General features: G+C 71.6%; 8 protein-coding genes and 2 pseudogenes. 4 read left to right on the top strand and 6 right to left on the bottom strand.

Annotated elements, in window-relative coordinates; genetic code table 11:
* Nucleotides 1–249: 249 nt before the first annotated feature.
* From AB0B48_RS26215 to AB0B48_RS26205, 3 genes are read right to left on the bottom strand one after another with little or no spacing between them, the layout of a single operon-like run.
* A complete protein-coding gene (locus tag AB0B48_RS26215; RefSeq protein ID WP_357206161.1) occupies nt 250–2,721 on the bottom strand; it encodes a DUF3488 and transglutaminase-like domain-containing protein in 2,472 nt (823 codons plus the stop codon).
* Nucleotides 2,722–2,737: 16 nt separating this feature from the next.
* The gene (locus AB0B48_RS26210; protein WP_357206159.1) at nt 2,738–4,036 is read right to left on the bottom strand and encodes a DUF58 domain-containing protein; all 1,299 of its coding nucleotides are present in this window, start codon (nt 4,034–4,036) and stop codon (nt 2,738–2,740) included.
* A gap of 1 nt (nt 4,037) precedes the next feature.
* Nucleotides 4,038–5,093, bottom strand: a complete 1,056-nt coding sequence (locus AB0B48_RS26205; protein WP_355007681.1) for a MoxR family ATPase — start codon at nt 5,091–5,093, stop codon at nt 4,038–4,040.
* A 402-nt stretch (nt 5,094–5,495) separates the two neighbouring features.
* Between AB0B48_RS26205 and leuS the strand changes: the two genes are divergently transcribed.
* Complete coding sequence (gene leuS, locus AB0B48_RS26200) at nt 5,496–8,336, top strand: leucine--tRNA ligase (protein WP_357206157.1); 2,841 nt, start codon at nt 5,496–5,498, stop codon at nt 8,334–8,336.
* 683 nt (nt 8,337–9,019) lie between these two features.
* Here leuS and AB0B48_RS26195 read toward each other — a convergent pair.
* The 3 genes from AB0B48_RS26195 to AB0B48_RS26185 are packed head-to-tail and all read right to left on the bottom strand — an operon-like array spanning nt 9,020 to nt 11,656.
* A complete protein-coding gene (locus AB0B48_RS26195; RefSeq protein ID WP_357206155.1) occupies nt 9,020–9,703 on the bottom strand; it encodes a VTT domain-containing protein in 684 nt (227 codons plus the stop codon).
* Nucleotides 9,700–10,419, bottom strand: coding sequence for a glutamine amidotransferase (locus tag AB0B48_RS26190; protein ID WP_355007678.1), 720 nt, complete (start codon nt 10,417–10,419; stop codon nt 9,700–9,702). The genes AB0B48_RS26195 and AB0B48_RS26190 overlap by 4 nt, the downstream gene beginning before the upstream one ends.
* Entirely contained in the window at nt 10,409–11,656 is a 1,248-nt protein-coding gene (locus tag AB0B48_RS26185; protein WP_355007801.1) for a MurT ligase domain-containing protein, read from the bottom strand. Before AB0B48_RS26185 ends, AB0B48_RS26190 begins: the two co-directional genes overlap by 11 nt.
* A gap of 355 nt (nt 11,657–12,011) precedes the next feature.
* On the opposite strand from AB0B48_RS26185, the gene mraZ reads away from it, so the two are divergent.
* The 3 genes and pseudogenes from mraZ to AB0B48_RS26170 all read left to right on the top strand — a co-directional run.
* Nucleotides 12,012–12,443, top strand: a complete 432-nt coding sequence (gene mraZ, locus AB0B48_RS26180) for a division/cell wall cluster transcriptional repressor MraZ (RefSeq protein ID WP_030488958.1) — start codon at nt 12,012–12,014, stop codon at nt 12,441–12,443.
* A gap of 206 nt (nt 12,444–12,649) precedes the next feature.
* Nucleotides 12,650–13,760: pseudogene (gene rsmH / locus AB0B48_RS26175) on the top strand (16S rRNA (cytosine(1402)-N(4))-methyltransferase RsmH).
* Nucleotides 13,750–14,313, top strand: a pseudogene (locus tag AB0B48_RS26170) (hypothetical protein); the annotation flags it as partial. The pseudogenes rsmH and AB0B48_RS26170, both read left to right, overlap by 11 nt.
* Nucleotides 14,314–14,413: the final 100 nt, after the last annotated feature.

The following is a 14,413-nucleotide window of genomic DNA, read 5'->3' as shown; positions in this document are numbered from 1 at the left end:
GGGCGCGCCGCCGCGCTGGGCGCGCCGCCGCGCTGGGCGCGCCGCCGCGCTGGGCGCGCCGCACGCCGGCAGCCCTCGCATGATCAGGTGATGAAAAGTAGCTCTCTGGGACGTTCCGTGCCTACTTCTCATCACCTGATCTTGCTTCTCATCACCTGATCTTGGAGACGCTGAGCCGGGCGCAGGGATGCCGGGCCGGGCTGGGACGGCGGCGGGTGTGCCGCCGTCCCCTGCCAGGGAACCGGTCGGTCAGCGAGCTGCCCGGCCGGCCAGCAGCCGTCGAGGGTTCCACCGCAGCAGTCGGTACCGGGCCTGCCCGGTCAGCGCCACCATCCGGCTGGAACTGTCGGCCATCGTGGTGCGCCAGCGCAGCAGCACCGAGGGCGGCAGCACGGCGGCGCGCAGGCGGGTCCGTCGGTCCGCCCGTGTCGCGAGCGCCGCACGGACCGCGCGCAGCGCCGGCAGCAACGGCTCACCGGTCAGCGGATCCCGCGCGTAGCGGGCCCGCTCCTCTGCCCGGCCGAGCAGCCGCGCCGACCCGATCGCGTCGTCATCGTCGAGGGAGTCCCGGACCAGCCGGTCCGCGGTCGCCCTGGGCGTCTCGGTCGGATCGACAGGGACCCGGAAGTCCACAAGCGTGTCGAGCAGCTCCGCCCAGGCGGCGTGCGCGTCCGCGCGGGCCCGGTTGGCGTCCGCGCTGACCACCACCGGACGTGCCCCCGGCTCGCTGTCGCCGTCGACCCTGGCGGAGGCCATCGCCCCGCTCGCCGCGCGGCCACTGCGTCGGCGGCGCAGGGCCATCCGGCGCAGCGCGGGCACCGCGAGCAGCACCAGCAGGGCCACCAGCCCCGCTGCCCACCAGGGCCAGACCGGTGGCTGCTCGTTCGGCGTCGTCCCGCCGAGAGAGAGCCCGTCGTCGGTGTCCCGGTCGGAGTTGTCCGGGCCGGTCGGCTCCGTCGAGGTGCCCGGGTCCGTCGGGGCGCTCGTGGCGCCGGAGCTCGGGCTGGTCGCCTCCGGCGCGTCAGTGTCCGGTGCCCAGGCCGAACGGGTGGAGCCGGGCACCCCGTACGCCGGGGTGGCGTCGAACGGCACCCAACCAGCCCCGTCGAAGTAGACCTCGGTCCAGGCGTGCAGGTTGAGGTTCGTCAGCGTGAAGGTGTCACCGTCGCGCTTGCTGCCGTTGGTGAACCCGAACGCCACCCGGGCAGGAATGCCGGCCGAGCGGACCAGCCAGGCCATCGCGGCGGCGTACTGCTGGCAGTAGCCCACCTTGTTGGTCAGGAAGTTGACGATGTCCTGACCGCTGCTGCCGCTCTCGGTGCTCAACCGGTAGCTGAAACCGTTGTCCGCCGAGAAGTGCTGGTAGATCGCCAGCACCCGGTCGTAGTCCGTGCGCTTGCCCTGGATCAGCCCCTTGACCAGCTCCTCCACCTCGGGCACCGGCCCGGGGGTGGCGGTCATCTGTCGGCGTACGGGGTGCTCGGTCGGCAGTGATCGCGCGGCCCGCAACGCCTCGGGCGTGAAGGTCGAGCGAACGTAGTCGAAGGAGTACTTCCGACCGCGGGAGTTCTCCCGGTTGGAGAAGACGACCTGCTGGTTGGCGTCGTAGAGCCAGTTGTCGCTGAGGTCGTCGGCGCGGGTCGGTTCGGCGTACACGGGCATCAGCGCCATGCTCAGACTCTTGGTGACCTCGACGGTCGCCTGGTAGGTGGTCTGCTTCACGCCGGGACCGGCCCGGTCGGCCGGGTTCGGCAGATCCCGGTTGACCGACCGGCCGCTGGGGTTGCGCGCCTGGAAACCAGCGGGTCGTAGCTCGTCGGCGACCGCGTAGCGCAGGTAGAACGGGTTCTGCTCGGACGTCTTGACCTTCACCAGGTCGGCTACCTGGGACTGGTTGAGCTGCCCGGCGAGCGAGGCGAACAGGTCGATCCGACCCGACGTCCCGCCCGAGCCGGACCCGTTGCCGTTGCCGTTGCCCGGCCCTCGGCTGAGCGAGTCGAGCAGCCCGCCGGTCATGCCGGGCACCGCCAGCGGCAGCACCACCGCCAGGGCCACCCCGACCGCCGCGAGCCGGCGGCCGGCGGATGCCAGCGGAGAGGCCTCCCACACGTCGACGTCGCGCCCGTCACCGGTGAACCGCCGCCCGAAGCGGCGCACCCGGTCGACGTTGTCGGTGACCAGCAGCCAGAGGTAGCCAGCGGCGCCCACCACGAACGGCACGGCGGGGACGCTGTCCACGTAGACGGCGACCGGCACCGAGTAGATGGCGAGCATCGGCAGCCCCGCCAGCGCGGGCCGGCGCAGCCCTACGGCCAGCACGTCCACCAGCACGGCGACCCCGCCGACGCCGAGCACGGCGATGAACAGCAACGGGTCGGTGTCCGGGACCTCGACCCCGTACGAGCGCATGTCCTGCATGGAGCCGGCGAGCAGGTCGCCGAAGTAGCCCAACGTGCCCGGCGTGGGCAGGATCGCGAACAGCTCCTGGCCGCTGGGGAACAACCAGGTCAGGGCGAGCATCAGCCCGGCCAGCATGCCCAGCACCTGAGCCCACAGCGGTGCCCGGGCGAGGCGGGTCAGCGCGGCCACCCCGGCCACCACGGCGACCGCGATGATGGACTCGATCAACCACGTCCAGCCCTGGAAGATGGCCGACAGCGGCGCGGCGGCCAGCAGCGTGGCAGCGGCCGCCACCAGGCCGATGTTCCGACTGCTGATCATGAGGGGAGCCTTCCGTTCATCGCACACCGCCGGCGACCGTCTCGGCCAGCGCGGCCCGCAGGGCGAACCCCTGGGCGCCCCGACCGACCTGCGGCCACAGCGCCGGCAGCCGGCCGCCGTGGTCGACGCCGACCACCCGCCAGCCACTCTGCAACATGGCGAGGACGGCGGCGGCGTGGGCGTGCTCCGCCTCGTTCCGCGCCTTCTCCGGCAGGCTGAGCCAGGTGGAGCTGTTCAGGAGGAAGCCGACACAGGTGGCGCCGTTGCCCCGCAGCCCGGCCAGCACCTCCGCCTCGGCGACGCTCACCGTGCCGAACAGGCCGATGATCAGACCGCCGTCGGCGCGTTGGCGGACCCGCTGCACGAGGCCGGTGACCTCGGCACGCTGGTCCAGTCGGACCTCCGCGAGGTGATCGAGCAGCGTGCCGTCCCCGCCGGCCTCCGAGGCGTCCACATCTGCCCCCGAGCCGGTGACCAGGCGCAACTTGTAACCGGCCTGCCGCAGGTGGACGGCGATGCTCGCGGCGGCCGAGACCGACCACTCGAAACTGGCGGTCGGCCCCTCGCCCCGGTGGCCGTACGCCCGGGTGTCCAGGACGACGGTGGCCCGGCTCTCCCACGGTTGCTCCTCGCGGCGCACCATGAGCTCACCGGTGCGGGCGGTGGACTTCCAGTGCACCCGGCGCAGGTCGTCGCCGCGCCGGTACTCCCGGGTCGCCGCGTCGTCCTCGCCGTGCACCGCCACCGAGCGGGCCCGGCTGTCGCCGCTGCCCGCGTACTCCCCGGGGAGCCGGACCGACGGCAGCGGGGTGACCTGCGGGATGACGGTCAGGTGGTCGGTGCTGGGAAAGGAGCGGGTGAGTTCACAGAGGCCGAACGGGTCGGTCATCCGGACGACCAGCGGGCCCACGTCGTAGCGGCCCCGCACGTCGGCCCGCACCGTGTACGCCACCGAGCTGGCCTGGTGTGCGCCGAGCCGCTCCAACACCACCCGGGGCCGGCTGCCCAGTGCGTAGGGCAGCCGGTCCTCCAGGAGCAGGGTGCCGGTCGGCAGCCGGGAGAGGTTCTGTAGGCGCAGCACCACCCGGGAGTTGGCGCCGACCGGAACCCGGTGCGGGTCCAGCGAACGGTTGCAGGCCAGCTTGTAGCGGCTCCGCCCGACGTAGGCGGCGGCCAGCAACGGCAGGATGGCCAACAGCACAGCCACCCGGAGCAGGTCCTTCTCGCCGAGGATGCCGGCTGAGATCGCCGCCGCGACCGCAGCGGCAAGGAAGGACCGCCCGCGGGTGGTCAGCCCGCGTAGCCCGGCACGCACGTCATGGCCTCCGCGGCTCGTAGGGTGCGCGACCGTTGCCGGTGGCGGGGGGCCGGGTGTCGTACGGATTGCGCTGCCTGTCGTGTGGCAGCGGCAGGCGGTGCACCAGCTCGGAGACGATCGCGTCGGTGGTGCGCCGGGCGAGCTGCGCGTCGGCGGTCGGGATGATCCGGTGGGCCAGCACCGGCACCGCCAGGGCCTGCAGATCGTCGGGGAGAACGTAGTCGCGGCCCTCCAGGGCGGCGACCGCCCGGGCGGTGCGCAACAGTTGCAGGGTCGCCCGGGGGGACGCGCCGAGCCGGAGGTCGGGGGCCTCGCGGGTGGCGGTGACCAGGTCGATCGCGTACTGCTTGACCGCGTCCGCCACGTGCACCTGCCGGACGGTGGCGATCAGCTGTCGGACGATGGCCGCGTCGGAGACCGCGCGCAGCTCGTGCAGCGGGTCGGTGCCGCCGTGCCCGTCGAGCATGGCCAGCTCGGCGTTGGAGTCCGGGTAACCCATCGCGATGCGGGCGGTGAACCGGTCGCGCTGCGCCTCCGGCAGCGGATAGGTCCCCTCCATCTCGATCGGGTTCTGAGTGGCGATCACCATGAACGGGGTCTGAAGCTGGTACGTCACCCCGTCGACGGTGACCTGCCGCTCCTCCATGCACTCCAGCAACGCCGACTGGGTCTTCGGCGAGGCCCGGTTGATCTCGTCGCCGACCACCAGGTTGGCGAACACGGCACCGGGGCGGAACTCGAAGTCGTGCGTCTCCTGGTTGTAGACGCTGACCCCGGTGACGTCGCTGGGCAGGAGGTCGGGGGTGAACTGGATCCGTCGCACCGTGCAGTCGATGGACCGCGCGAGGGCCTTGGCAAGCTTGGTCTTGCCGACACCCGGGACGTCTTCGATCAGGAGGTGACCCTCGGCGAGCAGGACGGCAAGGGCGAGCCGCACTGTGGCGGTCTTACCCTCGATGACCTGCTCGATGTTGGCCACGATGGCCTCGCTGGCGGCTCGGAACTCGTCGTGCGGCAACAGGCCGCCCACCTCGTCCCAGGTCTGTTGTGTCACGGGCCTCCTCCTCGTCGCCGTCACGGCAGCTCTGTAGAGAGCACCTGGACCCGCCGTTGGGTTCGCGACGTCGAGCCTCGTTTGCCGCAGGAATCTCACTAGTCTCTCAGGCTAACCATGTTTGTCGTTATCGCCGACCCCCGCAGGTAGTCCGTCGGTTACGCACCGATATTCGCCAGCTCGGGGGAACGGGTTCGACACCGCCCGGGGGCCGGCAGGGCTCACCGTGGAAGAGGTACACTGCGGGCATGGCCGGAGTCTTCCTGCTTCTTACCGGGCCGTGCTGATGCGCTGAACCCAGCGACAGCACGGCGGCCCCTCCTGCGCGAGGGGCTTTTTTGTGCCCTCCGCCGGCCCGGCCCGGTGGTGCCGAGACGAAGCGAAGCGAAGCGAGGAGAGACGATGAGTGAGGCAGCCGCACCGGCGGGCGACATCCCCCCGTTCCGGTACACCGCGGCCCTGGCCGACGAGATCGAGATTCGTTGGCAGGACACCTGGGCGCGCGAGGGCACCTTCCACGCACCGAACCCGACCGGCCCGCTGGCCGATCCGACCCACCCACGCGCCGGCGCGGAGAAGCTGTACGTGCTGGACATGTTCCCGTACCCCTCCGGAGCGGGCCTGCACGTCGGCCACCCGCTGGGCTACATCGGCACCGACTGTTACGCCCGCTACCAGCGGATGGCCGGCCGCAACGTGCTGCACGCGATGGGCTTCGACGCGTTCGGCCTGCCGGCCGAGCAGTACGCGGTGCAGACCGGCACCCACCCCCGGACCACCACCGTCGCGAACATCGAGCGGTACAAGGCGCAGCTGCGCCGGCTGGGGCTGGCGCACGACGAGCGCCGCTCGGTGGCCACCATCGACACCGACTTCTACCGCTGGACCCAGTGGATCTTCCTGCAGATCTTCAACTCCTGGTACGACAGCGACGCTGGCCGGGCCCGTCCGATCGCCGAGCTGATCGCCGAGTTCGAGGGCGGTAACCGGCCCACCCCGGACGGCCGCGCCTGGGCCGAGCTGAGCGTCGCCGAGCGTCGCCAGGTCGTCGACGACCACCGCCTGGCGTACGTCTCGCAGGCACCGGTGAACTGGTGCCCGGGGCTGGGCACCGTGCTGGCCAACGAGGAGGTCACCGCCGACGGCCGTTCCGAGCGGGGCAACTTCCCGGTCTTCAAGCGCAACCTGAAGCAGTGGATGATGCGGATCACCGCCTACGGTGACCGGCTGCTGGACGACCTGGACAGCCTGGACTGGCCCGAGCCGATCAAGCTGATGCAGCGCAACTGGATCGGCCGCTCCCAGGGCGCGCACGTCGACTTCCCGACCAGCGCGGCACCGGTGCGGGTGTTCACGACCCGTCCGGACACCGTCTTCGGGGCCACCTACATGGTGCTGGCGCCCGAGCACGAGCTGGTCGACACACTGGCCCCGGTTAACTGGCCGGACGGAACGAGGGACGCCTGGACCGGTGGGCACGCCAGCCCTCGGGAGGCCGTCGAGGCGTACCGCAAGGCGGCGGCCGCCAAGACCGACGTCGAGCGGCAGTCCGACACCAAGGAGAAGACCGGCGTCTTCATCGGCGCGTACGCCACCAACCCGGTCACCGGTGGGCAGATCCCGATCTTCATCGCCGACTACGTGCTGGCCGGCTACGGCACCGGCGCGATCATGGCGGTGCCGGCGCAGGACGAGCGGGACTGGGCGTTCGCCGAGGTCTTCGACCTGCCCATCGTGCGTACCGTGCAGCCGGCGGAAGGCTTCGACGGCAAGGCGTACACCGGGGACGGTCCGGCGATCAACAGCGCCGCGCCCGAGCGCGGCCTGGACCTGAACGGCCTGGGGGTCGCCGACGCCAAGGCGGCGATCATCGCCTGGCTGGAGGCGAACGGGCACGGCACCGGCGCGGTGACCTACCGGCTGCGCGACTGGCTGTTCTCCCGGCAGCGTTACTGGGGCGAACCGTTCCCGATCGTCTACGACGAGACCGGCGCGGCCATCGCCCTGCCGGAGGAGATGCTGCCGGTCGAGCTGCCGGAGGTGGACGACTTCTCCCCGAAGACGTTCGACGCCGACGACGCCGGCAGCAACCCGGAGACCCCGCTGTCGCGGCGGCGCGACTGGGTCGAGGTCGAACTGGACCTGGGTGACGGGCCGAAGCGCTACACCCGGGAAACCAACGTGATGCCGCAGTGGGCCGGCTCCTGCTGGTACGAGCTGCGCTACCTGGACCCGACCAACAGCGAGCGGTTCGTCGACGCGGAGAACGAGCGGTACTGGATGGGCCCGCGCGGCGACGGCGACTGCGGCGGCACCGACCTGTACGTGGGTGGCGCCGAGCACGCCGTGCTGCACCTGCTGTACGCGCGGTTCTGGCACAAGGTGCTGTTCGACCTGGGGCACGTGTCGTCGTTCGAGCCGTTCCGCAAGCTGTTCAACCAGGGCATGATCCAGGCGTACGCGTACACCGACTCGCGCGGCAGCTACGTGCAGGCCGAGGACGTCATCGAGCGCGACGGCGCGTACTACCTGGAAGACCTGGTGGTCAATCGCGAGTACGGCAAGATGGGCAAGTCGCTGAAGAACGTGGTGACCCCCGACGACATGTGCGCCGCGTACGGCGCTGACACCTTCCGGGTGTACGAGATGTCGATGGGCCCGCTGGAGGTGTCCCGCCCCTGGGAGACCCGGGCGGTGGTCGGGTCGTACCGGTTCCTGCAGCGGGTGTGGCGGGCCGTCGTCGACGAGCAGACCGGCGCGCTGCGGATCACCGAGGACCCGGCCGACGAGGCGACCCGCCGGCTGCTGCACACGGTGATCGACGGGGTCCGTGGTGACATGGACGGCATCCGGTTCAACACCGCGATCGCCAAGCTGATCCAGCTGACCAACGGGCTGACCGGCCTGTCGGCCACGCCCCGCGAGGTGGCCGAGCCGCTGGTGCTGATGGTGGCGCCGTTCGCCCCGCACCTGGCCGAGGAGCTGTGGCGCAAGCTGGGCCACGACACCTCGCTGACGTACGCGGACTTCCCGACGGCCGATCCGGCGCTGCTGGTGGCCGACACGGTGACCTATCCGGTGCAGGTCAACGGCAAGGTCCGCGGCCGCGTCGAGGTCCCCGCCGACGCCTCCGAGGAGAGCGTGCGCGCGGCGGCCCTGGACGCGGTGGCGACGACCCTGAACGGCAAGGAGCCGCGCAAGGTCATCGTGGTCAAGGGCCGGATGGTCTCGGTAGTCGCCTGACAACGGTGCCCCGCGTCGTGAGCGGCACGCACCGTGACGTCCGCCGAAGCGAACACTTGGAACGAGCGTGATGACTCAGAGACATCAATATGCCTCTGAGTCATCACGCTCCGACTCGTCCGCCGTCCGTCTGACGCCCGGCGGCGACTCCTCGGTCAGGAGCACGAGGGCAGCGGTGCCAGGCAACAAGCAGCGCCCCACCCGCGACCTCCAAGTGGACGTAGTCGGCGGTCAGTCGGTCGCCAGACGCTCAGGGCGCGACCGTCTCGCGACACCCAGGCCGTGGTCTGGCCGTCGGTGGTCACGTGGGTGGGGGCATCCGGCCGCGGACTCGGCTGCGGCACAGATGCAGCCTCCTGGTTCGGGCCGAGCGCGTTCAGGCGGCCCGTGGCGCGATCGAACCAGAGCAGGTCGACGCCCTGGGCGCCGACGAGGCGGCCGGTGAATCACCCGGCGTGCACGCCGCGAGCAGCGCCGCCGCGAGGGTCGCGACGAGGGCGACGGCCCGGGAGCCGATCCTTGCTCGGGGCAGGGGCTTCATGGCCGCAGCGTTAGATCGCGCCCGCGCTGCCCGATGCCCTGCCGGCGAGATCGTCGTCCGGCCGTTACCACCGCCGAACCGACAGCATCTGGTCATCGACGTCCGCAGCCGGCCCGGGTCTGCTCGGCCCTCCGCCGCGGGGTCAGACCGGCATGCGACGGCGGCGGCGTTCGGCGCGCCACCACTGGTGGATGAGGACGAGGCTGGCGATCAGGCCGAGGCTGGCCGGGGCGGCGGCGTACCAGTTGACGTGGCCGGGGGAGCTGACCGCAGCGCCGATTGCCGCGTACCCGAAGGCGGTCGGCGCGGACGCGATCACGCTGCCGGCCAGGAACGGCAGCACTCGGGCGCCGGTCGTGCCGTAGCCGTAGCTGACCAGGCCGAAGCCGGCGATCGGCAGCAGCCGGACGGTCACCACACCGAGCACGCTCTGCCGGGCGAACCAGCCGTCGAGGCGGGCCAGTCGACCGCGGACGCGTTCGGCCACGAACTCCCGACCGAGCAACCGGCCGACAGTGAACCCGATCGCCGCCGCCACCAGCGCGGCGCCCAGGGCGTACGCGGCGCCTTCCAACGGACCGAAGATCGCACCTGCGGCGAGCGTGATGAAGGTCCGGGGCACCAGCGCGACAAGCAGCAGCGCACCACCGAGGATCGCCGCCACCGGGGCGAGGTCGCCCAACCGGTCGGAGACCAGCGGCAACTGCGCCGGATCCGGCCGGGGCACCAGCAGCAGCAGTAGACCGCAGCCGCCGATCAGCAGCACGAGCAGGGCGAACCGGGCGGCCGACGGCTGCCGGAGCAGCCGCCGGACGGCACGGATCATGCCCGAGCGGCGGCCACCGCGGAGCGGCGCTCGTTGCGGAGCCGGTCCGACCAGGTGTCGTCCAACGGCGGGAGCTGGTGTGCCCCGGTGGCCCAGCGCAGCAGCAGGTCGGCCAGGGCCGGGTTGCGAGCCAACGCCGGCCCGTGCGAGTAGGTGCCCAGCAGCTTGCCGCGCCACGCACCCTCGGTGGCGCTGTCGTTGCCGACCCCGGCGGTGACCCGAGCCAGCGGGGAGACCTCCGGACCGAGGTGGGTGCGGCCGCCGTGGTTCTCGAAACCAGTCAGCGGGGGCAGGCCCAGCCGGGGGTCGATCTCACCGGCGAGCTCGCCCACGGCCCGGCTCTCGCCCCGGTCGGAGTGAAGGTCGAGCAGCTCCAGCCCGCGGCATTGCACACCCTTGGCGAAGAACGAGGTGCCGAGCAGTTGGTAGCCGGCGCAGACGCCGAACACCACCGAGCCCTGCGCGACGGCGCGGTGCAGGCCGCCGTCGGCCAGCAGCCGCTGGGCGCCGAGCGCCTGCGGGCCGTCCTCGCCGCCACCGACCAGGTAGATGTCGGCGGTCGCGGGCAGCCGTTCGTCGGAGCGCACCTCCAGCACCTCGACCGGCATCCCACGCTGACGGGCCCGCCGGGCGAGGATCAGGGCGTTGCCCCGGTCTCCGTACGTGGAGAGCAGGTCGGGGTAGATCCAGACGATGCGCAGACTCTCAGATGACACGGTCCAACTCCGCTCGGATGTCCTGGAACGCGGTGTAGTTCGCGATGACCTCCAGCCGCCCGGGCGGGACCGACCGGAGTGCGTCGTCGAACGTGCGGACGTGCTGGAACGGCACGTCGTTGACGTCCAGTCGAACCGCCAGGTCGTATGCCCGGTCACCGGTGATCAACACCTGCCGGCCCCGGAGCGGGGCGAAGTCGACGTCGTAGAGCCAGGAGGTGTCCAGACCGTCGGGATCGCGCGCGTTGATGGAGAGCAGGGTCGGCGCGTTGTCGGCCATGTCGAACGCCTCCAGCCAACTGGCCGGGTTCTTGGCCAGCAGCAGCCGGATGTTGCGCCCGTCCTTGTCGACCTGCGCGTAACGGCCGGCCACCGAGGTGACGATGCCGAGGCGGGACACCGCGTCGACCGGGCGGACGCCGAACTCGGCGGCCACCGCCAGCGCTGTCGCCGCGTTGCCGAGGTTGACCTTGCCGGGCAGTTGGAGGGAGACCTTGTGCCAGGCACCGGTGGGATCGAGCACGCCCTCGTCCTCGACGACCCAGTGCGGCTCCGGTCGGCGTAGCGGACAGCCGGTGCACCACCACTGCTCGCCGGAGCGCTGGATGGTGGAGCCGCACTCCGGGCAGACCCAGGAGTCGTCGTGCCACCGTTGGCCGGCACTGAACCACGTCACGTGCGGCGGGTTGATGCCCCGGGCGGGGTCACCCGGTGGGGTGGCGGCCCACACGACCAGCGGGTCGTCGGCGTTGGCCACCACCCGTACGTTGGTGTGCCGGACCAGCGCCGCACGCCAGAGCTGCGCCATCATGGCGACCTCCTTGGCGCGGTCGAGCTGGTCGCGGGAGAGGTTCAGCAGCGCGACCACGTGCGGCTCGGTCGCCTCCAGCACCTGCGCCAGGTAGTGCTCGTCGACCTCCAGCACCGCGTACGGGGTGCTGCCGGCCTTGGCCAGCGCCGAGGTGTGCCCGCTGGGCATGTTGGCGCCGAACGAGTTGGTGGCGACCCGGCCGAGCACGCCGACCGCGGCGGAGGTCAACCGCGTGGTGGTGGTCTTGCCGTTGGTGCCGGAGACGAGCGCGATCGCGCGCCCGGCCGACAGGTGGGCGAGCAGGTCCGGGTCGATCTTGAGGCCGATCCACCCGCCGATCACTGAACCGTCGCCACGGCCGGCCGCCCGGGAGAGCGCCGCGGCGGTCCGTGACACGGAGCTGGCCACCTTGGCCCGTAGGGGCATTTTCGCGTCCGTCACGCGAGCGAGGTTACCGGACCGCCGGCCTCACCAGATCGCCGCCGACGGTGAACCGTTCGGCCGTGGTGACCGCGCGGGCGGCCGGGTCGGCGTCCCCCGGACGGAGTCGATCAATGTCGGAAAGCGGACCACGCCGAGGGGCGGCTGAAGCCCTCCACTCCGCTCCACCCCCTGTGACGTGCGGTTTTGCCCCCGGGTAGGGCGCGCCACGCGGGCGAATTTGGTTGCGGGTGGAGGGAAGTGGAGTAGAGTGGGGACCAATGGTGAGGCCGGGAGGGCTCACCGGCCCGGGGGGTCAGCGGCGCCGCGAACGCCGCTCAAGGGCGAGGGGGTTGGGCCGATGTTTCTCGGCACCCACACTCCGCGCCTGGACGAAAAGGGCCGGTTGATCCTTCCGGCCAAGTTTCGGGATGAGCTGGCGGGGGGTGTCGTGGTCACCAAAGGGCAGGAGCGCTGCCTCTACGTCTTCCCGACCCCTGAGTTCCAGCGGATCGCGGAGCAGTTGCGCGCACAGCCGATGACCCACAAGGCGGCCCGGGCCTACAGCCGGGTCTTCTTCGCCAGCGCGCACGACGAGGTTCCGGACAAGCAGGGCCGGGTGACCATTCCGGCTCACCTGCGTGCCTATGCCGCGCTGGACCGCGAGTTGGTGGTGATCGGCGCGAGCACGCGGGTGGAGATCTGGGACAAGGTCGCCTGGGAGACCTACCTCGCCGAGAGCGAAGACGACTTCGCCGACATCGAGGAGGGGGTGCTGCCCGGCGGTCTGTAGGGCGGTAACGGCGCCCGACGTACTGCGAGATCTCCAGCCGCTTTCGAGTTCCTGGCATCACTTCCCCGGTGCCAGGCGCACGATCCAGTCATTGGGCGACGGTCCGGTGTCAGGCGGGAGCGGATGGGGATCTGGCGGTACGACGGCAGCGCCGTCCGACGACAGGCGCACGAGAAGAACGGACGTTTCAACCAGTGGGGGTCATCATGGGGGAGTTGCGCGGCACGCACGTGCCGGTGCTGCTCGAGCGGTGTCTCGAGCTGCTGGCCCCCGCGCTGGGTCGAGGCGGCCGGACGGTCCACGTCGACGCGACGCTCGGTCTGGCCGGGCATGCGGAGGCGGTGCTCGAGGCGCATCCGGAGACGGTCCTGATCGGGCTCGACCGGGACACCGAGGCGCTCGCTCACGCGCGGGTCCGGCTGGCCCGGTTCGCCGACCGGGTGCACCTGGAGCACGCCGTCTACGACGAGTTGCCGGACGTCCTGGACCGGCTGGGCTATCCGGCCATCGACGGGATCCTGTTCGACCTGGGTGTCTCGTCGTTGCAGTTGGACGCGCCCGACCGAGGGTTCGCCTACGCCCAGGACGCGCCGTTGGACATGCGGATGGACCAGACCCGGGGGGTGACCGCCGAAGAGGTGGTCAACACGTACGCGCATCCGGACCTAGCCCGGGTGCTGCGGGTCTACGGCGAGGAGAAGTTCGCCGGCCGGATCGCCTCGGCGATCATCCGGCAGCGGGAGCGGGCCCGGATCACCTCGTCCGCGCTGCTGGCGGAGCTGGTTCGGGATTCCATTCCGGCACCAGCCCGACGAACGGGCGGGCACCCGGCAAAGAGAACGTTTCAGGCTTTACGGATCGAGGTAAACAGAGAGCTGGCAGCGCTGGAGACAGCGTTGCCATCTGCACTCGACGCACTGACCGTGGGCGGTCGCATGGTGGTCCTGTCCTACCACTCGCTGGAGGACAGGCTCACCAAGGCGGCCCTCACGGACCGGGTCCGCAGTAAGGGCCCGATTGACCTCCCGGTCGAGCTCCCCGGGTCCGGTCCGACGTTCCGGCTGCTCAGCCGGGGCGCCGAACTGCCGGGGGAGGCGGAGGTCGCCGCGAACCCGCGAGCCGCCTCGGTGCGGCTGCGGGCCGCGGAGCGACTCGATCCGAACGCGACAGAGCAGGGGCGGACCGACCGCGAACGGTCTCGCCGACGGGTGAAGGGAATGCACCAACCGGGCACGGGGTCCGCCTGATCCGTGGGGGGTCAGGGGCACCGGGACGGCTAGAGGGACGGACGTTGAGGGGGAGGGACATGAGCATTGACAAGCGCGACCGCCGGGACGTCACCGGCGGCGGGCAGCGCGCACCGCGGTCGGGGGGCCGGACCGCGGCGGAGCGGGCTCCGCGCCTCGGTAACGGTACGTCACGCATCGATCGAACGAATCGGCAGGGGGAGACTCGCGCCCGGGGGGCGCGCGAGTTCCCGACTCAGGGCACCGCCGCACTGCGACCGGTCGAGAAGGCCGCCAGCGCCACCAGTGCCCGGCCGCCGCGGCTGCGGGTGGCGCCGCCGCCGCCGATCTCGGTGCCGCGTGCGCCGTTCGCGGCGCTGATCGTGGTGCTGGTGGTCGGCGGGGTGCTGGGCATCCTGGCGGTCAACACCAAGATCAATGAGAACGCGTTCCGGCTGGAGCGGTTGCAGCAGCAGCAGGCTCGACTGGACCTGGAGAAGCAGGAACTGGACAAGCAGATCGCCGACTTCGAGGCGCCGGGCAACCTGACCGCCGAGGCACGGCGGCTGGGCCTGGTCGACGCCGGCGAGCCGGGCTACATCCGGCTGCCGGACGGCAAGACGATCGGTGTGCCGCAGCCGGCGAACGGTCACCGACCCCGACCGGGCTGCCCTGGTCCGCGACGGGCTGTGGATCGCCGTGGTGGTGGTGCAGTACGCCACCGGCTTCATCGTCGGTACCTGG

Origin of the sequence: Micromonospora sp. NPDC049089 (genome assembly GCF_040648775.1) — a bacterium.
Lineage (GTDB): Bacteria > Actinomycetota > Actinomycetes > Mycobacteriales > Micromonosporaceae > Micromonospora.
The sequence above is the reverse complement of the archived record's forward strand: the minus strand, read 5'-3'. Positions and strand labels throughout refer to the sequence as shown.

What these genes read in the sequence shown, in the direction of transcription:
- AB0B48_RS26215 (WP_357206161.1), bottom strand. Translation starts at nt 2,721, where the DNA reads ATGATCAGCAGTCGGAACATCGGCCTGGTGGCGGCCGCTGCCACGCTG.
- AB0B48_RS26195 (WP_357206155.1), bottom strand. Translation starts at nt 9,703, where the DNA reads ATGATCCGTGCCGTCCGGCGGCTGCTCCGGCAGCCGTCGGCCGCCCGG.
- mraZ (WP_030488958.1), top strand. Translation starts at nt 12,012, where the DNA reads ATGTTTCTCGGCACCCACACTCCGCGCCTGGACGAAAAGGGCCGGTTG.
- leuS (WP_357206157.1), top strand. Translation starts at nt 5,496, where the DNA reads ATGAGTGAGGCAGCCGCACCGGCGGGCGACATCCCCCCGTTCCGGTAC.
- AB0B48_RS26185 (WP_355007801.1), bottom strand. Translation starts at nt 11,656, where the DNA reads ATGCCCCTACGGGCCAAGGTGGCCAGCTCCGTGTCACGGACCGCCGCG.